Origin of the sequence: Micromonospora sp. NPDC047762 (assembly GCF_043204655.1) — a bacterium.
Taxonomy (GTDB): Bacteria; Actinomycetota; Actinomycetes; order Mycobacteriales; family Micromonosporaceae; genus Micromonospora.
Window position 1 is genome coordinate 245,910 of sequence record NZ_JBIDCQ010000004.1, and the last position, 20,594, is coordinate 266,503.

Sequence of the window (20,594 nt, forward strand, 5' to 3'; positions counted from 1 at the left end):
TAGCCCCATGGTGACGGATGGGACGGCTGCGACGGGAGTGTCGGACCGGGGCGCTAGCGTGCCGCCGATGGCACAGGCGGAGTACGTCCAGGAGTCACTGGCCGGTCTCGACCCGGCGGTGGGCGGGGTGGACCCGGCGCTGCCGCTCTACGCGACGACCTTCGTGGTGGTCGACCTGGAGACCACCGGCGGCGCGCCGGACGGCGGCGGCATCACCGAGATCGGCGCGGTCAAGGTGCGCGGTGGCGAACAGTTGGGGGTGCTGGCGACCCTGGTCAACCCGGGCCAGCCGATTCCGCCGTTCATCACGGTGCTGACCGGCATCACCCAGGCCATGCTGGTGCCGGCGCCACCGATCGAGCAGGTGCTGCCGAGCTTCCTGGAGTTCATCGACGACGCGGTGCTGGTGGCCCACAACGCCCCGTACGACGTGGGCTTCCTCAAGGCCGCCTGCGCCAGGCACGGCTACCGCTGGCCCAACCCCCGGGTCCTGGACACGGCGGCGCTCGCCCGCCGGGTGCTGACCCGCGACGAGGTGCCCAACCGCAAGCTGGGCACCCTGGCCGCCTACTTCCGCACCGCCACCCAGCCCACCCACCGGGCGTTGGACGACGCGAAGGCCACCGTCGACGTGCTGCACGGGCTGATCGGTCGGCTCGGCGGGCACCGGGTGGACACGGTCGGCGACGCCATCGAGTTCGCCCGCGCGGTCACCCCGACCCAGCGCCGCAAGCGGCACCTGGCCGAGGGGTTGCCCAAGGTCCCCGGCGTCTACATCTTCCGGGCCGCCGACGACCGACCGCTCTACGTGGGCACCTCTGTCGACATCGCCACCCGGGTGCGCAGCTACTTCACCGCCGGCGAGAAGCGCGCCCGGATCTCGGAGATGCTGGGCGCGGCCGAACGGGTCGAGGCGGTGGAGTGCGCCCACTCGTTGGAGGCGGAGGTCCGTGAGCTGCGGTTGATCGCCGCGCACGCCCCGCCGTACAACCGCCGGTCCAAATACCCGGAACGCATGGTCTGGCTCAAGCTGACCGACGGTCCGTACCCCCGGTTGTCGATCGTCCGCGACCTCTCCCCCACCGACACCGCGTACCTCGGGCCGTTCACCTCCCGACGGGCCGCCGAGCTGGCCGCCGCCGGTTTCCACGACGCGGTGCCACTGCGCCAGTGCACGCACCGGCTCTCGCTGCGCACCGTCACGCCGGCCTGCGTGCTGGCCGAGCTGGGTCGGTGCCCGGCGCCCTGCGAACACAAGATCACCCCCGAGGAGTACGACGACAGCGCCGCCGCGCCCTTCCGCACCGCGACGGCCAGCGACCCTCAGCCGGTGGTGGACGCGCTGCTCGCGCGGATCGACGTGCTCTCGGCCGACCAGCGCTACGAGGAGGCCGCCGTGGTGCGGTCCCGGCTGGCCGCGGTGCTGCGCGCCACGGTGCGGATGCAGCGGCTGGCCGCGCTGACCGGGATCGTCGAGTTGGCCGCGGCCCGACCGGCCGCCCGGGGCGGCTGGGAGTTGGCGTTGGTCCGGCACGGCCGACTGGCCGGTGCGGGGGTGTCCCCGCCGGGCGTGCACCCGCGTCCCACGTTGACCACGATCCGGGCCACCGCCGAGACGGTGTCCGGCGGGCATGGTCCGGTGCCGGCGGCGACCGCCGAGGAGTCCGAGCGCATCCTGTCCTGGTTGGAGCGACCGGAGACCCGACTCGTCGAGATGTCCTCCGGTTGGTCCTCTCCGGCGAGTGGCGCGGCCCGGTTCCGTGACCTGCTGGCGAAGGCCGAGGGCGGCGCGTCCCACCAACTCTCGACCGAACGCTCATGACCAACTGACCGATCGGACTACGTCGACTCGCTTAGGCTGTTAGAGAAGTGCAGTCCTGCCCGATTCGTGGGCCTGCTCCCCCGCCGGGATCCGGCGGTGTGGAGCCGGGGTGAGGAGGTGTCCCTCGTGGACGTCGACGCCGGACACGGCGCCGCCCTGGGGGGCGCCCTGCCGACACAGCCGGGTGAGCTGCCGCTCGCCCGCCGGCTGCGGTCGCTGCTCAGCTGGCCGACCACCGACTCGGACCCGGTCACCCAACTGGTCCGCACCCACCGGGGCATCCACGCCGGCACCGACCCCGCGGTGCTGCGCCGCGCCTACACGATCGCGGAAAACATGCACCGCGGGCAGTTCCGCAAGAGCGGGGAACCGTACATCACCCACCCCCTCGCGGTGGCGCAGATCTGCGCCGAGCTGGGGATGGACACCACCACCCTGGTCGCGGCGCTGCTGCACGACACCGTGGAGGACACCCGCTACACCCTCCAGGCGCTCTCCGAGGACTTCGGCGGCGAGGTGGCCCACCTGGTCGACGGGGTGACCAAGTTCGACAAGGCGTTCTACGGCAAGGCCGCCGAGGCGGAGACGGTCCGCAAGATGATCGTCGCGGCCGCCAAGGACGTCCGGGTGCTGATCATCAAACTGGCCGACCGGCTGCACAACATGCGGACGCTCGGGGTGCGCTCCGCGTCGTCGCGGGAACGGATCGCCCGCAAGACCCAGGAGGTGCTGGTCCCGCTCTGTGACCGGCTGGGCATCCAGACCCTCAAACGCGAGCTGGACGACGTGGTGCTGCTGCACCTCGAGCCCGACGAGCACGCCCGGCTGGCCCGGCACGTGCACGATCGGCCGGGTTGGGATTCGTACCTCGACTCGGTGGTCACCCGGACCCGGGTGGCGCTGCGCCGCAGCCGGGTCGACGCCGAGGTGAGCCCCCGTCCCCGGCACCTCTACTCGATCTGGAAGGACACCATCGCCGGCGGCCACACCGCCCCGTACGACCTGCCCCGCATCGTGGTGGTGGTCGACGGCCCGGCCACCGACTGTTACGCCGCGCTGGGCGCGATCCACGGCACCTGGCGACCGGTGCCCGGCCGCTTCAAGGACTTCATCGCCTCGCCGAAGAACAACCTCTACCGTTCGCTGCACACCAGCGTCTGCGGCCCCCAGGACCGCACCGTGGAGGTGCTGATCCGCACCGAGGAGATGCACCGCTCGGCCGAGTACGGCATCGCCGCCGACTTCCGTTTCCCCAGCTCCGGCAGCAGCACCACAGCGGCCCGTGCCGAGCAGCTGGACTGGCTGCGCCGGGTGCTCGACTGGGAGCCGGACGCCGCCGACCCGGCACAGTTCTACGAGTCGCTGCGCTGCGACCTGGCCGAGGGGCAGATCCAGGTCTTCGCCGACGGGCGGCAGGTCGTGCTGCCGGCCGGTGCCACGCCTGTCGACCTCGCCTACGAGCTGGGCAACAACCGGGGCGACCACTGCCTGGCCGCACGCATCAACGGTCGGCTGGCCCCGCTCAGTTCGGAGCTGGACGAGGGCGACGTCGTGGAGATCTTCACCGAGAACGACGGCGACAACGGCTTCGAGGCCGGTGTGGCGCCGCGCGGTCCCCGGCGGGAGTGGCTGACCTTCGTCAAGTCGCCGCACGCGCAGATGCAGATCAACAGATGGTTCGCCGAGCACACCGAGCCGGGCATCACGATCAGCGACAAGGTGCGCCTCGGTCGGGCCACCATCGGGCTCGCCCTGCGCCAGCACAACCGGGGCCTCGCCAGTGACCTGCCGTTACTGCGCCTCTCCGAGGAGTTGGGCTACCCCGACCTGGAAACCCTGTTGGTCGCGGTCTTCGACCGGGTGATCGAACCGGACACCGTGGTCCGCCAGCTCATCGACCTGGTCGATCATCGACAGTGACCCGGCCGGCCCCAGTGCGTACGAAGGACATTCGTGACCACTAGCCTGGAGTCATGATCCCCCGCTCCCGCGCGACCGCTCGGGCCCTCTTCTACCAGGCCTTCTACCGGCTGCCGCTGCCGGTTCGTCGGCGCCTGGTCCGGTTGGCGGTGCCCAAGTACATCGTCGGCGCGGTGACCCTGGTCCGGGACACCGAGGCGACGGGCGCGGGTCGGTTGCTCATGCTCCGCCAGCCTCCCGGCAAGGGTTGGTCACTCCCCGCCGGCCTGCTCAACCGGGGTGAGGCCCCGGTGGTGGGCGCGGCCCGTGAGCTGTTCGAGGAGTCCGGCGTCCGGCTTCCACCGTCCCGGCTTCGCCCGGCGGTGCCGAACGCGATAGTGCACGCCAAGGGCTGGGTGGACATGGTCTTCGAGGCCGAGGTGCCGGCGTCCAGCACCCAGCTGACCGTCGACGGCGGGGAGGTCTTCGAGGCCGCCTGGCACCCCCTGGACGACCTGCCCAAGCTGACCTGGCCGACGGCCCGGCTGCTCGCCTACTACGACATCGGGCCACTCGCCGGGCAGTTCCCGCCGCCGGTGCCCGACGAGACCCCGTGACCGGCGCGGTCGGTGTGCCGGCCGAGCTGTGCGCGGTGGTGCTGGCCGCCGGCGAGGGCACGCGGCTGCGCCCGCTCACCGACCGGCTGCCCAAGGCGCTCTGCCCGGTGGGCAACGTGCCCCTGCTGGATCGGGCGTTGGCGCGGCTGGCCGGTCTGGGCCTGACCGGTCCCGACCGGGTCGCTGTGAATGCCTGCTACCTCGGCGACCAGGTGGTGGCACACGTCGGCGACCGCGCACACCTGTCGGTGGAGCCGGGCGACCCGCTGGGCACCGCCGGCGGGGTGGCCAACCTGCGGGACTGGATCGACGGGCGGCCGGTGCTTGTCGGCAACGCCGACGCGTACCTCGCCGACCCGGCTGCTCCCCCGGGCCCGGACGTGGCCGCCCTGCTCGACGGCTGGGACGGGCACTCCGTACGCCTGCTCGGCCAGCCCGCCGCGGACCCGGCGGCGCCGGGCACCTTCGCCGGGAACTGCTTCACCGGCTTCTCGCTGCTGCCCTGGCGGCTGGTCCGGGACCTGCCGGTCGTCTTCTCGGACCTGGTTCGCGCCGTGTGGCGTCCGGCCGAGGCCGCGGGCTCCCTGACCGTGGTGCCCTACCCGGGCACCTTCTTCGACACCGGCACTCCGGCCGACTACCTGGCGGCCAACCTGCACGCCGCGGCCGGCGGCGTTCTCGTCGAGGAGTCCGCGACGGTGACCGGCCACTGCGTGGAGTCGGTCGTCGGCGCGGGAGCGCGGGTGGACGGTGACGTGTCCCGCACCGTGGTGTGGCCGGGCGCGACCGTGCGGGCCGGCGAGCGGCTGCGAAACGTGATCCGGGCCGGCAGCGACCTGACCGTGCCCTGCCCCGCCCAGGGCTGAGCACCGACTGCTCCCGCCTCCGGTCCCGGACCGGAACATGCTCCCGCCTCCGGTCCCGGACCGGAACATCTAGCATGGGCGACGACGCCGACGAACGGAGAAATACCCCGTGATCACCGCGATCGTGCTGATCGACTGCGCCACCGACGCGATCCCTGAGGTGGCGGAGAACCTGGCCAACCTTCCCGGTGTCAGCGAGGTCTACTCGGTGGCCGGGCACGTCGACCTCATCGCCATCGTCCGGGTCCGCGAGTTCGACCAGATCGCCCAGGTCATCGCGGGCAGCATCTCCAAGGTCCCGGGGGTGCTCAACACCGAGTCCCACATCGCCTTCCGGGCGTACTCCCAGCACGACCTGGAGGAGACGTTCGCGATCGGTCTGGCCAGCGCCGACTGACCCGCTCGCCGTTTCGGGGCCGGTGCCGCCCGCGGGGCGGCGCATGGCGCGCACAGGGGCGGCCGGCCCACCGCGAGGGTGGGCCGGCCGTCTGCTTGTGGCTACGTCAGCTCTCGCTGGGAGCCGGTACCTCGGTGCTGCCACCGCCCGGAGCCGGCGACTCGGTGCCGGTGCCGCCCGGAGCCGGCGACTCGGTGACAGTGCCACCCGGAGCCGGCGACTCGGTGCCGGTGCCGCCCGGGCTGGGCGTGCCGCTGGCGCTGGTCTGCGGAACCGGGATGCCCAGCTTGTTGGCGAGCGCCACCAACTCGTCGTAGTGCGTCTGCAGCGTCGGAAGCGCCGTCTGCGCCAACTGGACCACCGACTGCTCGGAGCCCTGCGAGATCTCCGTCTGGGTGGCCTGGATGGCCTGGACGTGACCGGCCAGCTCACTGGTCACCCAGAGCCGGTCGAACTCCGCGCCGCTGGCGTTGTTCAGCTTGTCGATGACCGCCTGCTGATCGGCGGTGGGCTCGTTCGGCAGTTCCACCCCGAGCTGCGACGCGGTCTGCTGCACCGTCTGGTCGAGCTGGGTGTGGTCGGTCTTCAGCATCGCGCCCAGGTCCTTGACCCCCTGGTCGTGACCCTTCTGCTGAGCCAGGTCACCAGCGGTGATCTCGAACAGGTTGACCTGGTGTACCGCCTGCAGGTACTGGGTGTCCTGCGTTGACGGCTGTGCCGCGGCCTGCGCGGCCGCAGCCGGCGCGACACCGACAAGTACCAGCGCGGCCAACAGGCCGAGGCGTTTGATACCCAACATGCTTCCCCCCCTTGAGACGTTGGACCGCACGCATACCCGGCTCACCGGGGTTATTCCTGCGATCGCCCGTCGCGCGGCGTCGACCGGTCCCGTCAGAGGCGTCCGACTCCTGGCCGAATGGGTCTCCAGGGGTGGATACGAAGGGGCGCCCGCCGGAATCCGGCGGGCGCCCCTCAATGTGACTGGGCGGTCAGCGGCGGCTCTCGCCGCTGCCGATCTCCTCGCGCTCGGGTCGGGCCTCGACCGGCGGGTGCCCCGGCGAGACCGGTGCCTCGACCGGCTTCTCGATCGGGTAGAAGAAGCCCCGGATGGCCGGGCCGAGGGCCCCCAGCCGGTTCATCTTCTTCGGTACGACCCAGCCGACGTAGTCCAGCTGGCCGTGACCGTCCGCGTGCCCGTTGGACGCGCTGAGCGGCTGGTGCACCTCGACGAACCGGCCGTCCGGCAGGCGCCGGATGATGCCGGTCTCCACGCCGTGCGCGAGCACCTCCCGGTCGTGCTGCTGCAGACCCAGGCAGAGCCGGTAGGTGACGTAGTACGCCAACGGCGGGACCACCAGCAGGCCGATGCGGCCCGCCCAGGTCATCGCGTTCAAGCTGATCTGGAACTTGTCAGCGATCACGTCGTTGGCGCCGGAGAGCGTCAGCACGATGTAGAACGAGACGGCCATGGCGCCGACGGCGGTCCGGGCCGGAGCGTCCCGAGGCCGCTGGAGCAGGTTGTGGCTCTTGCGGTCCTTGAGGTGCCGGGCTTCCAGGAACGGGTACATCGTCGACAGGCCCACCAGGATGCCGGGCAGCACGACAGTCGGCCAGAACAGCGGCGGGATGACGTACCCGTCGCCAAGCGGGATGTTGATTTCCCAGGCCGGCATGAGTCGGGTCGACCCGTCGAGGAACATGACGTACCAGTCGGGCTGGCTGGCGGCCGAGACCACCCACGCCTCGTACGGGCCGAACAACCAGATCGGGTTGATCTGGAACAGACCGCCCATCAGCGCGATGACGCCGAAGACGACCATGAAGAAGCCGCCCTGCTTCAGCGCGTACCGCGGGAACATCCGCTCGCCGACCACGTTGTTGTTGGTCCGGCCGGGGCCGGGCCACTGGGTGTGCTTCTGCTTGAAGACCAGACCCAGGTGGACGCTGATCAGCGCGACCAGCAGACCCGGGATGAGCAGCACGTGGGCGATGAAGAACCGGCTGATGATGATCGTGCCGGGGAACTCGCCGCCGAAGATCGACGAGGTGACCCAGGAGCCGACGACCGGGATGGACAGCATGATCGCCGAGGCGATCCGCAGGCCGGTGCCGGACAGGCCGTCGTCCGGCAGCGAGTAGCCGCTGAAGCCGGCCAGGAAGCCCACCCAGAACAGCAGCGAACCGATGATCCAGTTGGTCTCACGCGGCTTGCGGAAGGCGCCGGTGAAGAAGACCCGCAGCATGTGCACGACGATCGCGGCCATGAACAGCAGCGCCGACCAGTGGTGCATCTGCCGCATCACCAGACCGCCCCGGACATCGAACGAGATGTCCAGGCTGGAGGCGTACGCGGCGGACATCGGGGTGCCCTGCAACGGCGCGTAGCTGCCGTCGTAGACCACCTCGGTCATCGCCGGCTCGAAGAAGAAGGTGAGGAACACACCGGTCAGCAGCAGCACGACGAACGAGAACAGCGCGATCTCGCCGAGCAGGAAGGACCAGTGGTCCGGGAAGACCTTGTTCAGCAGCTTGCGCAGCGGGGTGGCCACCGCGAAGCGGTCGTCCACTCCCACCGCTGCCTTGCCCGGCGTCGCCGCAAGGTCAAACTTTCGACGCTTCATGGCCGCTCCCAGAAATCAGGCCCGACGGTCTCGGTGAAGTCGGACTTCGCCACGAAGAAGCCCTCGGAGTCCACCTCGATCGGCAGCTGCGGCAGCCGCCGGCTGGCGGGGCCGAAGACTGGCCGGGCGTTGTCGGTGATCAGGAACTGGGACTGGTGGCACGGGCAGAGCAGCCGGTTGGTCTGCTGCTCGTACAGGCTGGCCGGGCATCCCGCGTGCGTGCAGATCTTGGAGAACGCCGCGTAGTTGCCCCACATGTAGTCACCGTGACCAACCTTCTCGTTGGCCCGGCGCGACTCCTGCGCGTCCGAGTCGCGGAGGTGGATCAGCAGCGTCGGCGAGTCGGCGTGCTTGTTGCTCACGCCGTGGTCGATGCCGGGGAAGACGGTCAGCTGCCCACCGGTGCTGATGTCCGCCGGGCGGATCGGCCGGCCGTCCTCGCGGACCAGGCGGATCCGCTGGCCGCCCTCGGGCGTGGCGAACCCGGTGGTGAACATCTGGTTGTTCTTGTGCGGCTGCGAGATCAGGCCGCCGACCAGCGGCGCCGCGGCGACCGCGGCGACCGGCGCGAGGCCGGCCAGCAGCGAGATGCCGAGCAGGGGGCGACGCTTCACGCCCAGCTCGTCCGCCATGTAGAGCATGGTCTGGCCGGTGATGGTGCGGCCTTCGGAGTCCACCTGGCCCTCGTGCCGGTCCTGGATCGAGACCTCCTTGGGCAGCAACTTCTTGCCCCAGGTCAGGATGCCGAAGCCGACGGCGAGCAGGGCTACGCCGAGGGTGAAGCCGAGCAGCGGGGTGTAGAACTTGTCGCCGCCCCGGCCGGCCTCGTACTGCCACGGCCACCAGATGTAGATGGCCAGGAAGGCGGTCGCGGCCAGGCCGGTGATCAGGAAGAAGCCGGCGACCACCCGGGTCAGCCGTCGTTCCGCCTTGGTGCCCGGCAGCACCTGCGGCTCGTAGTGGACGATCTCGATGTCGTCCCGACGAGCGCCCTCACGAACGATGTCGAACCGGGTGAGCCTGGGGTCGTTCACGTCGAGCGGCTCCGGGCCGTGTGAGGCCTGGTGCTCGGGGTGGGTGCTCATGCCGTCACCTCGCTACGGGTGGCGCCGAGCGGCACCACAGCACTGAATCGGATGGCCTGCTCGATCACGACTTACCCGCGATCCACAGGCTGGCGAAGACGAGCGCGACGATGCCGACCAGGAAGATCGCCAAACCCTCGGTGGACGGGCCGTACCGTCCGAGGTTGAACCCACCCGGGTCCTGGTCGTGCTTCAGCGTCTCCTGGATGTAGGCGATGATGTCGGCCTTCTGCTCCGGCCGGAGCTGGTTGTCGCCGAACACCGGCATGTTCTGCGGGCCGCTCAACATCGCCGCGTAGATCTGGCGGTCGGTCGCGGGGTGCAGGCTCGGGGCGAACTTGCCCGACGAGAGCGCACCGCCGCCGCCACCGAAGGCGTGGCACTGCGAGCAGTTGATCCGGAACAGCTCACCGCCGGCGGCGATGTTGCCGTCCTCGCGGAGGTCGTCGCCCTCGGGCACGACCGGGCCGCCGCCAAGCTCCTGGATGTACTGGGCCAGCTGACGGGTCTGCTCGTCGGTGAAGACCGGGGGCTTGCGGTGCGCCTGGGCCTCCTGGCGGGCCAGCGGCATCCGCCCGGAGCTGACCTGGAACTCGACCGATGCCGCGCCGACGCCGATCAGGCTCGGCCCGCGGCCCTCGACGCCCTGGGCGTTGCGGCCGTGGCAGGTCACGCAGCTCACGTCGAACAGCGCCTTGCCCTCGGCGGCGGCGCCGGTCAGCTGCGGGTTGTCCTGCGCCTGGGCGCCCGGGGCGAAGACGGTGTACGCGCCACCGGCGAGCATCAACGCGGCGATCAGCCGGACCGCGGCGCCCAGCCGGCGGCGGCCCCTGCTGCGCGCGGCGGGCCGCTCACGCAACCGCGCGAGCAGACCGCGTCGGCGGTCGTTGTCAGAAGTCATGAGCGGTGTCCTTAACCGGTTGGACCTGTCTCAGGGGACGGAGCAGCAGCGCGGAATGTGACGCGCAAGATCACTGGAGCCAGTAGATCATGGCGTACAGCCCGATCCACACGACGTCGACGAAGTGCCAGTAGTACGACACGACGATCGCCGAGGTCGCCTGCGCCGGAGTGAACCGGCCCATGGTCGTACGGACCATGAAGATGATGAAGGCGATCAGACCACCGGTCACGTGCAGGCCGTGGAAGCCGGTGGTCAGGTAGAACACCGACCCGTACCCGTCTCCGTTGATCTTGATGCCGTCGGCGACCAGGTGCCGGTACTCGTTCAGCTGGCCGAGGACGAAGATCAGGCCCATCACGAAGGTGACGGTGAACCAGCGCCGCAGCGCGTGCACGTCACCCTTTTCCGCCGCGAAGACGCCGAGCTGGCACGTCACCGAGGACAGCACCAGGATCACCGTGAAGGTGGTCGCGTACGGGATGTTCAGCGCCTCGGTGTGCTTCTCCCACTGCTCCGGCGCAGCCGCGCGGATGGAGAAGTACATCGCGAACAGCGCCGCGAAGAACATGAGTTCACTGGAGAGCCACACGATCGTCCCGACGCTGACCATGTTTGGTCGGGTCAGAGAGTGGATCCGGCTCTTGTCAATGGCTGGGGCCGCAGTCACGCCGTCATTATTGCCCCTGACCGGGGCCGCCGATCAGCGGGGTGGCAAACCTGCGCCTTCCGTGGCCCGAGCGTCAGGGTCCGGTTCGCCTGGCCTAGCCTGAAAAGCGTGCTGCACGTCGATCCGATCTTCGCCGCCACCTCGGCCCCGCCGCCGTTCACCGTCGGCGCGGTGCTGACCGAGACCCGGCTGGACAGCTGGCTGGCCCTCGGCCTGGTGCTCGCCGCCGGCCTGTACCTCTACGGGGTGTACCGGCTGCGCCTACGCGGCGACCGCTGGCCGATCACCCGTACCGTGTTCTTCCTCGGCCCCGGCCTGGGCGGCATCGCGCTCGTCACGGTCAGCGGACTGCACGCGTACGACACCGCGCTGCTGTCCGTGCACATGATCCAGCACATGGTGCTGTCCATGGTGGCGCCGATCTTCCTGGCCCTGGGCGCGCCGATGACCCTGGCCCTGCGCACCCTGCCGGTCGGGCCGCGCAAGCGCCTGCTCGCGATCGTGCACAGCCGTGTCGCCCGGGTCTACAGCTTCCCGCTGGTGGCGTTCGCCATCTTCGTGGTCAACCCGTTCGTGCTGTACTTCAGTGACCTGTACCGCTACACCCTCGAACACGCCTGGGCGCACGAGCTGGTGCACGCGCACTTCATCATGACCGGCTGCGTGTTCTTCTGGCCGCTGCTCGGCCTCGACCCGCTGCCCGGCCGCTGGCCGTACCCGGCGCGTGCGCTGCTCATGCTGCTCTCCGTGCCGTTCCACACAGTGCTCGGCCTCACCATCATGCAGAGCAGCACGCTCTTCGGCGGCGACTGGTACCCGTCGCTCAACCTCGGTTGGTCCGACCCGTGGCAGGACCAGGTGGTCGCCGGCGGCATCCTCTGGGCCGGTGGCGAATTCGTCAGTGTGACCATGCTCGCGGTGCTGGTGGTGCAGTGGGTCAAGCAGTCCGAGCGGGAGGCCCGGCGGGTGGACCGCGAGCTGGACCGCCAGGAGGCCCGCGAACGCGCCGCCGACGCCGCGCCCGCCTGAGCTGCCCGGACGGCACGCCCGGCGCGCGACGTCGGGCGGGATGTCGGCTACGTCACGCCGACCGGTACGATCTGCGGGCAGCTACGAGGTGGAAGCGGAGTCCTGGCATGACCGATCGTCTTTGCACCGTGTTGCTCTACAGCGACGACCCGCAGGTCCGTGATCGGATGCGGATGGCCGTCGGCACCCGGCCCGCTCCCGGTCTGCAGATCGAGTTCGTCGAGGCGTCGACCTACGCGGAGACCATCCGGCTGGTCGACGACTACGAGATCGACCTGCTGCTGCTCGACGGTGAGGCGAGCCCGGGCGGCGGCATCGGCATCGCCCGGCAGGTCAAGGACGACCGGGACGACGCTCCCCCGACCTGCCTCGTGATCGCCCGCGCCGCGGACCGATGGCTCGCCGCGTACGCCGAGGTCGACGCGACGCTGGTGCACCCGCTCGACCCGGTGACCACCGGCGGCACGGTGGCCGAGCTGCTGCGGACGCACGCACCCGCCTGACGTCCCCCGCTCCTCCGGCACCCCCACGGCGCCGGATCTCGTCGGCGCCGGTTCCAGCCCACCCGCACTTCGCATGCTCGGGAGGCCCGCCATGGGCGATCGGACCTGGCCGCACCTGCTCAACGCGCTGCTGCGCGGTGACGAACTCTCCACCGCCGACACCGCCTGGGCGATGGACGAGATCATGACCGGCTCGGCGAGCGCGGCGCAGATCGCCGCCTTCGCCGTGGCGCTGCGGGCCAAGGGTGAGACGCCCGCCGAGCTGGCCGGCCTGGTGGAGGCCATGCTCGGTCGCGCGGTCCCGGTGGCGCTCCCCGAGGAGCTGCGCCGCACCGCGCTCGACGTGGTCGGCACCGGCGGTGACCTCGCCCACACGGTGAACATCTCCACGATGACGGCGCTGGTGGTCGCCGGCACGGGCGTCCGTGTCGTGAAGCACGGCAACCGGGCTGCCTCCTCCCTGTGCGGCACCGCCGACCTGCTGGAGTTCCTCGGCATCCCGCTGGATCTCGGCCCGGAGCAGGTTGCGCGCTGTGTCGAGGAGGCCGGCATCGGGTTCTGCTTCGCGGCCCGCTTCCACCCCGGGATGCGGCACGCCGGCCCGGTCCGCCGCGAGGTGGGCGTGCCCACCTTCTTCAACTTCCTCGGCCCGCTGACCAACCCGGCCCGCCCCCGGGCCGGCGCGGTCGGCTGCTTCGACCTGCGGATGGCCCCGGTCATGGCCAGCGTGTTCGCGGCCCGTGGCGACTCGGCGATCGTGATGCGCGGCGAGGACGGGCTGGACGAGTTCACCACCGCCGCGCCCACCCGGATCTGGGCGGCCCAGGGCGGCACCGTACGCGAGGTCGTGCTGGACGCGACGGACCTGGGGGTACCCCGGTCCACCCTGGCGGACCTGCGCGGCGGTGACGCCGCGTACAACGCGGGCGTGGCCCGTCGCCTGCTGGCCGGCGAGAAGGGCCCGGTCCGGGACGCGGTGCTGGTCAACGCGGCGGCGGCGCTGGCCACCCAGGGCCCGCTGGACGGCGACCTGACCGAGGCGCTGCGCGCCGGCCTGGCCCGTGCCGCCGAGTCGATCGACTCCGGCGCGGCCGCCGCCACCCTGGACCGCTGGATCGCCACCGCCAACGCCGCCGCCTGACCTCAGCACCATCGGACCCGGCGGCGCCGTCCGCAGGCGGAGTCCTAGGCATGATCAACTCGGGATCCTCGAATCCGTGGTGTCAGGGCCGCTCCAATGCCCCGACTTCAACGAAGTCGTGTGGATCACGCGCGGATGCCGGCGAGCGGACGACGGTGCGCGGAGATTTGTCGGACCCGTCTGGGAAACTACAGCTGAGTAGTTTTCTGCTGCCGTCGGTGTGTCACTGTCGCATCCGGGGGCGGTTCGCCTGACGTGAGAGGAGACGCCCGTGTCGCACCGCGATCTCTACTGCGACGTCTGTGAGGGCGTGGCGCCGTTCGAGCCGCCGCCCTGCGTCGACGGCCACGGCACCGACTGTCCCGAGCTGATCTGCACCGGCTGCGGCGCCGCCGTGGTGCTCAGCGCGTTCGCCGTCCCGGTCACCCGGTTGGCCGCCAGCCGCCAGCCCGCCCACCGCCGCGCCGCCTGACCACAGGCACCGCCCGACCGCAGCACCGCAGGCCCACCCCGGGCGGGGTGGCGCATGACCGAAGGCCCGCTCCCCCACTCGGGGAACGGGCCTTCGTCGTGCCGGGTCGGTCGCGACGGCGACCGGGTGGGTCAGTGCTCGGCGGTACGCCGGGTGCCGCTGTAGTACTCGAACAGGAGCCCACAGGCGGAGAAGACGACGGCCAGCAGGCCGGCACCGATCAGCCAGTACTGCCAGAACACCAGGCCGAGCGCGGCGATCGCGGCGGCCAGCGCCAGACCGAACGGCCAGTAGCTGCCCGGGCTGAAGAAGCCCACCTCACCGGCGCCGTCGGCGATCTCGGCGTCCGGGCGGTCCTCCGGGCGCAGGTCGATGCGGCGGGAGACGAACCAGAAGAAGCCACCGCACATCGAGCAGAGCAGGAACGACAGCAGCAGGGCGACGGTGCCGACCCACTCGATGCCGCCCGACGCACCGTTCGTCCAGGCACCGTAGAGGATGGTGGCGCCGAAGAGGAACCCGGCGATGATCAGGAAGATACGCCACTCGGTCTTCATGCGGCTGCCTCAGCTTCCCGTGCGGGCCGGAACGTCGTCCGGGTTGAAGTTGTCCTGCGTCCGCCGCGTGTCGAACGGCTGCGTGGTCGTCGCGTACGGCTGCTCACCGATCGCGGACAGCGCATCCTGGGTGGACTTGCCGCTCTGCTTGGCCGCGAGGAACTGGTCGTACTTCTCGGGCGAGACAACCCGCAGCTCGAAGTTCATGAACGCGTGGTAGCTGCCGCAGAGTTCGGCGCAGCGCCCGACGTAGGCGCCCTCGGCGTCCAGGCTCGAGACCTCGAACACGTTGCGGATCTTGCCCGGCATGACGTCCCGCTTGAAGAGCAGCTCCGGCACCCAGAACGAGTGGATGACGTCGCGGCTGGTCTCCTCGAACCGGATGGACCGGTTGGTCGGCAGCACCAGCACCGGGATGACCTCGCTGGTGCCGAGCGTCGACGCGGTGGTGCGGGCTTCCGTGCCCTGGCCGTCCCGGTAGTTGAACTGCCAGTTCCACTTGAACGCGACGACCTCGACCGTGACGTCCGGGTTCTTCGACAACTTGTCGACGTCGGTCTGCACGATCGCCGTGTAGTAGAAGAGCACGGAGACGATCAGGATCGGCGCGATGGTGTAGAGGAACTCCATCGGCATGTTGTAGCGGGTCTGCACCGGCAGCGCGTTGCCACGCTTGCGGTAGCGCACGACGCACCAGAAGATCAGGCCCCACACGAAGACGCCGACCGCGAGCGCGGCGATGCAGGAGGCGATCCACAGGTCGTACATCCGCTTGGACTCCGGCGAGATGCCGCCCTGCGGCCAGCCGAAGCCGTGGAACGTCTGACCGACGTCACAGCCCGTGAGCAGAACCAGCAACGCCACGCCACCGAGACCGAGCCCGGCCAGGCGACCAGCACCACGCCCCCGGCGTCCACCAACCCCTGGGGAAGCGCTGTGCCGTACGGCCGACGGCCGTACCTCCGAACTCCTTGCGACCACCTGGTCCTGCCTCCCTAGCGCGCCGCGGTGCGTCTTTCCTCAGCACCCGCGGCAAAGGCGTCACCGACGGTCGCAGATTACTCGACCATGACGGACTCGGCCGTGGTGGGGTCACTGTCCGACCCCCATCGGGGGGATCCTAGGCATACCGCCGCGATAGCGTCTTGGTCTGTGAGCGCGAGGAGTGAGCCGGGGTTGCGAGCCCCGCAGTCGCGAACGAAGGCGGGTCGGTGAGCGCGAGGAGTGAGCCGGGGTTGCGAGCCCCGCAGTCGCGAACGAAGGCGGGTCGGTGAGCGCGAGGAGTGAGCCGGGGTTGCGAGCCCCGCAGTCGCGAACGAAGGCGGGTCGGTGAGCGCATCCCCGGTCTACCTGGACGCGGCGACCGCCGCGCCGATGCATCCGGTCGCGCGGCAGGCTCTGCTGGCCGCGCTCGACGACGGCTGGGCCGATCCGGGCAAGCTGTACACGCAGGCCCGCCGGGCCCGGCAACTGCTCGACGCCGCCCGCGAGGCCACCGCGGTGACGCTCGGCGTCCGCGCCGATGAGGTCTCCTTCACCCCCAGTGGTACGACCGCGGCCCACGGCGCCGTCCTCGGCGGCCTGGCGGGTCGACGCCGGGTCGGGTCGACGCTGGTGCACTCGGCGATCGAGCACTCGGCGGTGCTGCACGCTGCGGAACGGCACGTCGGCGCTGGCGGGACGGCCGCCGCGGTGCCGGTCGACCGGTTGGGCCGGCTGGACCTGACCGCGTGGTCGACCGCCGTTCGGGCCCCGAGGGTCGCGCTGGCCGCGTTGATCAGTGCCAGTCACGAGGTGGGGACGGTGCAGCCGGTCGCCGAGGCGGCGGCGGCCTGCGCCGACGTGGGTGTGCCGCTGTACGTGGACGCGGCACAGTCGGTGGGCCGGGTACCCCTGCCGGCCGGCTGGTCGGTGCTCACGGCGAGCGCCCACAAGTGGGGTGGGCCACCCGGCGTGGGGGTGCTGGCGGTCCGGAAGGGCACTCGCTGGGAGTCACCCTGGCCGTCCGACGAGCGGGAGAGCGGACGTACCCCCGGGGTGGTGAATCTGCCGGCGGTCGTGGCGGCGGCGGCGAGCCTGCGGGCGGCGGCGGCCGACGCGGCGGCCGAGGCGACCCGGTTGACCGCCCTGGTGGAACGGGTCCGGGAGCGGGTCGCGACGGAGGTGCCCGACGTGGAGGTGGTCGGCGACCCGGTGCTCCGGCTCCCGCACCTGGTCACCTTCTCCTGCCTGTACGTGGACGGGGAGGCGTTGCTGCACGCCCTGGACCGGCGGGGCTTCGCCGTGTCGTCCGGTTCGTCCTGCACCTCGTCCACGTTGCGTCCGTCGCACGTATTGGAGGCGATGGGGGTGCTCTCGCACGGCAACGTGCGGGTCAGCCTGCACCGGGAGACGACCGAGGCGGACGTGGAGCGGTTCCTGACCGAGCTGCCGGGGATCGTCGCCGGGCTGCGCGCCGAGGCCGGGGTGGTGGGGCTGTGACGACGCCCGACGAGGTGATCGACTGCCGGGGGCAACGCTGCCCGCTGCCGGTGATCGCTGCGGCGCGACGGATGCCCGAGGTGCCGGTCGGCACTGTGGTCCGGGTACTGGCCGACGACCCGGCAGCGGCGGTCGACATCCCCGCCTGGTGCCGGATGCGCGGACAGGAGTTCCTCGGCTCGGTCACGGGCCCGGACGGCCCCGCCTACGACATCCGCCGAACCCACTAACCCACGCTCCCCCGCGCCCCTACCCCGCTCCCCCCGCACCACCGCACCACCGCACCACCGCACCACCGCACCACCGCACCACCGCACCACCGCACCACCGCACCACCGCACCACCGCACCACCGCACCGATCATGGAGTTGTGGTGGTGGACAAAAGCCACATAAGGCGCCTATCCAGCCACCACAACTCCATGATCGACGCGGGCAGAGGCGGGGCGGCGTGGGCTGAGCGCCGTCCCCACCCCCCGCCCTACCTCACCGCGCGATCTTGCAGTTTCTGCGGGGACAAACATGCGCAGAAGCCGCGAAACGACGACAGAAAGTGCAAGATCGCGGGGGCGAGAGCCGGGGGCGGGGGCCGAGGGGCGGGGGCGGGGTTTGGCTAGGCCGGGAGGAGGTGGGGGCGGACCTCTTCTGCCGCGGCGTCGCCGTAGGACTCGGCGAGGCGCTTGACGAACAGGTCGCGGCGGACGTCGTACTCCTGGGTGCCGACGGTCTCCAGGACCAGCGTGGCCAGCAGCGAGCCGACCTGGGCGGCGCGTTCCAGGCCCAGGCCCCAGGAGAGCGCCGTGAAGAAGCCGGCCCGGAAGCCGTCGCCGACGCCGGTCGGGTCGACCGCCCGGATCTCCCGCGCGATCGGTACGTGGATCGGGTCGATGCCGCGCCCGGCGATCTCCACACCGTGCTTGCCCAGCGTGGTGACCCGCACCTTGACCAGGTCCAGCAGTTGGTCGTCGCTGAGCTGCGCCTTGCTCTGCAGCAGCGACTTCTCGTAGTCGTTGGTCATCAGGTACTCGGCGCCTTCGATCAGCGCCACCACGTCCTCGCCGGGCATCCGGGCGAGCTGCTGGGACGGGTCGGCGGCGAAGGCGTACCCGCGGGTGCGGCACTCGGCCGAGTGGCGCAGCATCGCCTCGGGGTCGTTCGCGCCGACCAGCACCAGGTCCAGACCGCCGAGCCGGTCGGCGACCGGGGCCAGCTCGATGTTGCGGGCCTCGCTCATCGCACCGGCGTAGAACGACGCGATCTGGCACATGTCGGTGTCGGTGGTGCAGACGAAGCGGGCGGTGTGCGCCACCTCGCTGATGTGCACCGAGTCGCAGTCCACACCGTGGCGCTCCAGCCAGGAGCGGTAGTCGGCGAAGTCGGCGCCGACCGCGCCGAGCAGCACCGGGCGCAGCCCGAGCTGACCCATCCCGAAGGAGATGTTCGCCGCCACGCCGCCGCGGCGGAGCACCAGGTCGTCCACCAGGAAGGAGAGGGACACCTTGTGCAGTTGATCGGCGATGAGCTGGTCGGCGAAGCGACCGGGGAAGCTCATCAGGTGATCGGTGGCGATCGAGCCGGTGACGGCGATCTTCATGTCAACCCTCAGGGTCGGGAGCAGGGCGCGGTCAGCCTACCGGGACGGCAACGCGATGGTCACCGCTCGGTCGGACACCGGCAACCGGCCCGCCACGGCCCCTCCGGGACCGGTGCGACAGCCGACCGGTACGGCGATGGGGCCGTCCCGAAGAACGGCCCCATCGTCGCTGATGTGTGGTGTGACTCAGTTGAACGAGTCACCGCAGGCGCAGGAGCTGCCCGCGTTGGGGTTGTCGATGGTGAAGCCCTGGGCGTCGATCCGGTCGGCGAAGTCGATCGTCGCGCCGGAAAGGTACGGGGCGCTCATCCGGTCGACGACGACCTCGACACCACCGAAGTCGGTCACGACGTCACCGTCGAGCGAACGCTCGTCGAAGAAGAGCTGGTACCGCAGGCCGGAGCAGCCGCCCGGCTGCACGGCGACGCGGAGCCGCAGGTCGTCGCGGCCCTCCTGCTCGATCAGGGCCTTGACCTTCTGCGCTGCGACGTCGGTGAGGACGACGGAAGTAGGGGCCTTGGCCTCGGTCGACTCGGTCTGCGCTGGCGTGGTCACGTGGAAGTCTCCCTGCGCGGTTTGGGTCCGGACGCACTGGCCAACGTCGCGCGTCGTCCAGTGATTCCCGGTTGTGGTCCTCAACCGATCGTACGCCGCCTTGGCCGGGTCCACCCGCGTGGCGTGACCCCCGCCGCAGGTCGACCCCGGTCGGGGCGGGCGCACGGGCGGCCGGGACGCTCAGCGGCTCCACTGCCGGGCCAGCCGGGCCCCCAGCTCGCGCAGCCCCTCCGCAGGCCGGCTGAGCGCCGCGTCGAGCCCGCCGGTCTCCTCGCCGCCGAAGTGCTCCACCAGGCTGTACGCGTCGGTAACCCCGGCGGAGGCGGCCTCCCGCCGGCCGGTGCTCACCTGCCCGGCCACCACCACGCAGGGCACTCCCCGGTCGCGGGCGGCGCCGGCCACCCCGGCGACGACCTTGCCACGCAGCGACTGGTGGTCGAACGACCCCTCGCCGGTGATCACCAGGTCGGCGGTGTCCAGCGCGGCGTCGAGACGGGTGGCCCGGGTGACCAGGCCGATCCCCGACTCGCAGTCGCCGCCCAGGGCGAGGAGCGCCGCGCCGATGCCGCCGGCGGCCCCGCCCCCGGGCAGCGCGCCGAGCCCCGCCGGGCAGCCGGCCAGGTCCTCTTCCAGCACCGCCGCGAAACGTTCCAGGGCCGCGTCGAGCAGTAACACGTCGGCGCGGTCGGCGCCCTTCTGCGGGCCGAACACGTTGCTGGCGCCATGCAGGCCGAGCAGGGGGTTGTCCACGTCGGTGGCCGCGACCAGCCGGACGCCACGCAGCCGGGGCGCGCCGTCCAGCGCGTTGACGGCGGCGAGCGCCGCCCCGCCGTACGGCAGAGCGGCACCGCCCTGGTCGAGGGGGGTCACGCCCAGCGCGGCGAGCATTCCGGCGCCGGCGTCGTTGGTGCCGGAGCCACCCAGTCCGATCACCACGGTGCGGGCACCGCTCTCCACCGCGGCGGCCACCAACAGACCCAGCCCGTACGAGGTGGTGGTCTTCGGGTCGCGCTCGGCCGGGGAGAGCAGGTGCAGGCCGCACGCCTGCGCGCTCTCCAGGTAGGCGGTCGAGCCGTCGGCGGTGAGCAGGATCTCACCGGCCGCCGGCCGGCCCAGCGGGTCGACCGTCGACACCGGCACCCGCCGGCCACCGAGGGCCTCGGCGAGCACCTCCACGAAGCCCGGTCCGCCGTCGGCGAGCGGTCGGATCAGCAGATCGTCTCCGTCGGTGACGGTGCGCCAACCGGCGGCGACGGCGGCGGCCACCTCCGGTGCGGACAGGGTGCCGGCGAACTTGTCCGGGCAGAGCAGCACGCGCATGCCGAGCAGTGTGGCAGCCCACACCGAGCGAGGCTGCGTCGCGCTCGCGCTGTGGGACCATGGGC

Annotated in this window: 21 protein-coding genes; 11 read left to right on the top strand and 10 right to left on the bottom strand. The window is 71.3% G+C overall.

Going from position 1 to position 20,594, the window contains the following annotated elements; genetic code table 11:
- Positions 1-67 precede the first annotated feature (67 nt).
- The 5 genes from ACGF3C_RS15115 (at position 68) to ACGF3C_RS15135 (ending at position 5,601) form a co-directional block, all read left to right on the top strand.
- Positions 68-1,822 (top strand): DEDD exonuclease domain-containing protein, encoded by a 1,755-nt coding sequence (locus tag ACGF3C_RS15115; RefSeq protein WP_357230629.1) that lies wholly within the window; start codon positions 68-70, stop codon positions 1,820-1,822.
- A gap of 126 nt (positions 1,823-1,948) precedes the next feature.
- Positions 1,949-3,742, top strand: a complete 1,794-nt coding sequence (locus ACGF3C_RS15120; protein WP_357230638.1) for an HD domain-containing protein — start codon at positions 1,949-1,951, stop codon at positions 3,740-3,742.
- A gap of 53 nt (positions 3,743-3,795) precedes the next feature.
- Positions 3,796-4,338 carry an NUDIX domain-containing protein gene (locus tag ACGF3C_RS15125; protein WP_355007737.1) on the top strand — a complete coding sequence of 181 codons (543 nt, stop codon included), beginning with the start codon at positions 3,796-3,798 and terminating at the stop codon, positions 4,336-4,338.
- A complete protein-coding gene (locus ACGF3C_RS15130; protein ID WP_393222239.1) occupies positions 4,335-5,204 on the top strand; it encodes an NDP-sugar synthase in 870 nt (289 codons plus the stop codon). Before ACGF3C_RS15125 ends, ACGF3C_RS15130 begins: the two co-directional genes overlap by 4 nt.
- Positions 5,205-5,313: 109 nt before the next feature.
- Positions 5,314-5,601: an Lrp/AsnC family transcriptional regulator gene (locus ACGF3C_RS15135; RefSeq protein WP_124772802.1), complete on the top strand. Its 288-nt coding sequence runs from the start codon at positions 5,314-5,316 to the stop codon at positions 5,599-5,601.
- 106 nt (positions 5,602-5,707) lie between these two features.
- On the opposite strand, the gene ACGF3C_RS15140 is transcribed toward ACGF3C_RS15135, so the two are convergent.
- The 5 genes from ACGF3C_RS15140 to ACGF3C_RS15160 all read right to left on the bottom strand — a co-directional run bounded on the left by ACGF3C_RS15140 (position 5,708) and on the right by ACGF3C_RS15160 (position 10,878).
- The gene (locus tag ACGF3C_RS15140; protein ID WP_393222243.1) at positions 5,708-6,400 is read right to left on the bottom strand and encodes a DUF4142 domain-containing protein; all 693 of its coding nucleotides are present in this window, start codon (positions 6,398-6,400) and stop codon (positions 5,708-5,710) included.
- A 190-nt stretch (positions 6,401-6,590) separates the two neighbouring features.
- The gene (locus tag ACGF3C_RS15145) at positions 6,591-8,222 is read right to left on the bottom strand and encodes a cytochrome b N-terminal domain-containing protein (RefSeq protein WP_357228479.1); all 1,632 of its coding nucleotides are present in this window, start codon (positions 8,220-8,222) and stop codon (positions 6,591-6,593) included.
- The gene (locus ACGF3C_RS15150) at positions 8,219-9,307 is read right to left on the bottom strand and encodes a Rieske 2Fe-2S domain-containing protein (RefSeq protein ID WP_357228482.1); all 1,089 of its coding nucleotides are present in this window, start codon (positions 9,305-9,307) and stop codon (positions 8,219-8,221) included. The genes ACGF3C_RS15145 and ACGF3C_RS15150 overlap by 4 nt, the downstream gene beginning before the upstream one ends.
- 64 nt (positions 9,308-9,371) lie before the next feature.
- Positions 9,372-10,208 carry a cytochrome c gene (locus ACGF3C_RS15155; protein WP_091407516.1) on the bottom strand — a complete coding sequence of 279 codons (837 nt, stop codon included), beginning with the start codon at positions 10,206-10,208 and terminating at the stop codon, positions 9,372-9,374.
- A gap of 70 nt (positions 10,209-10,278) precedes the next feature.
- Complete coding sequence (locus ACGF3C_RS15160; protein ID WP_091408043.1) at positions 10,279-10,878, bottom strand: heme-copper oxidase subunit III; 600 nt, start codon at positions 10,876-10,878, stop codon at positions 10,279-10,281.
- Between the two features lie 108 nt (positions 10,879-10,986).
- Between ACGF3C_RS15160 and ACGF3C_RS15165 the strand changes: the two genes are divergently transcribed.
- The 4 genes from ACGF3C_RS15165 to ACGF3C_RS15180 all read left to right on the top strand — a co-directional run bounded on the left by ACGF3C_RS15165 (position 10,987) and on the right by ACGF3C_RS15180 (position 14,023).
- A complete protein-coding gene (locus ACGF3C_RS15165; protein ID WP_387354387.1) occupies positions 10,987-11,907 on the top strand; it encodes a cytochrome c oxidase assembly protein in 921 nt (306 codons plus the stop codon).
- A gap of 107 nt (positions 11,908-12,014) precedes the next feature.
- Positions 12,015-12,410 (top strand): hypothetical protein, encoded by a 396-nt coding sequence (locus ACGF3C_RS15170; RefSeq protein WP_091407513.1) that lies wholly within the window; start codon positions 12,015-12,017, stop codon positions 12,408-12,410.
- A gap of 91 nt (positions 12,411-12,501) precedes the next feature.
- Positions 12,502-13,551, top strand: a complete 1,050-nt coding sequence (gene trpD, locus ACGF3C_RS15175; protein ID WP_357202841.1) for an anthranilate phosphoribosyltransferase — start codon at positions 12,502-12,504, stop codon at positions 13,549-13,551.
- A 271-nt stretch (positions 13,552-13,822) separates the two neighbouring features.
- Positions 13,823-14,023: a hypothetical protein gene (locus ACGF3C_RS15180; RefSeq protein ID WP_393222250.1), complete on the top strand. Its 201-nt coding sequence runs from the start codon at positions 13,823-13,825 to the stop codon at positions 14,021-14,023.
- Positions 14,024-14,154: 131 nt separating this feature from the next.
- On the opposite strand, the gene ACGF3C_RS15185 is transcribed toward ACGF3C_RS15180, so the two are convergent.
- Together ACGF3C_RS15185 and coxB are read right to left on the bottom strand one after the other, a co-directional pair.
- Positions 14,155-14,580, bottom strand: a complete 426-nt coding sequence (locus ACGF3C_RS15185; RefSeq protein WP_355007746.1) for a cytochrome c oxidase subunit 4 — start codon at positions 14,578-14,580, stop codon at positions 14,155-14,157.
- A 9-nt stretch (positions 14,581-14,589) separates the two neighbouring features.
- Positions 14,590-15,561, bottom strand: a complete 972-nt coding sequence (coxB, locus tag ACGF3C_RS15190) for a cytochrome c oxidase subunit II (protein WP_266304854.1) — start codon at positions 15,559-15,561, stop codon at positions 14,590-14,592.
- Between the two features lie 348 nt (positions 15,562-15,909).
- Here coxB and ACGF3C_RS15195 point away from each other — a divergent pair, with 348 nt between their 5' ends.
- Together ACGF3C_RS15195 and ACGF3C_RS15200 are read left to right on the top strand one after the other, a co-directional pair.
- Complete coding sequence (locus tag ACGF3C_RS15195; protein WP_393222254.1) at positions 15,910-17,061, top strand: cysteine desulfurase family protein; 1,152 nt, start codon at positions 15,910-15,912, stop codon at positions 17,059-17,061.
- A complete protein-coding gene (locus tag ACGF3C_RS15200; RefSeq protein WP_357229932.1) occupies positions 17,058-17,291 on the top strand; it encodes a sulfurtransferase TusA family protein in 234 nt (77 codons plus the stop codon). The genes ACGF3C_RS15195 and ACGF3C_RS15200 overlap by 4 nt, the downstream gene beginning before the upstream one ends.
- 382 nt (positions 17,292-17,673) lie before the next feature.
- Here ACGF3C_RS15200 and ACGF3C_RS15205 read toward each other — a convergent pair whose 3' ends face one another.
- The 3 genes from ACGF3C_RS15205 to ACGF3C_RS15215 form a co-directional block, all read right to left on the bottom strand.
- Positions 17,674-18,654, bottom strand: a complete 981-nt coding sequence (locus tag ACGF3C_RS15205) for a carbohydrate kinase family protein (RefSeq protein WP_355007749.1) — start codon at positions 18,652-18,654, stop codon at positions 17,674-17,676.
- Between the two features lie 186 nt (positions 18,655-18,840).
- Positions 18,841-19,209, bottom strand: a complete 369-nt coding sequence (erpA, locus tag ACGF3C_RS15210; RefSeq protein WP_091407494.1) for an iron-sulfur cluster insertion protein ErpA — start codon at positions 19,207-19,209, stop codon at positions 18,841-18,843.
- 180 nt (positions 19,210-19,389) lie between these two features.
- Entirely contained in the window at positions 19,390-20,529 is a 1,140-nt protein-coding gene (locus ACGF3C_RS15215; RefSeq protein WP_393222850.1) for a glycerate kinase, read from the bottom strand.
- Positions 20,530-20,594 lie beyond the last annotated feature (65 nt).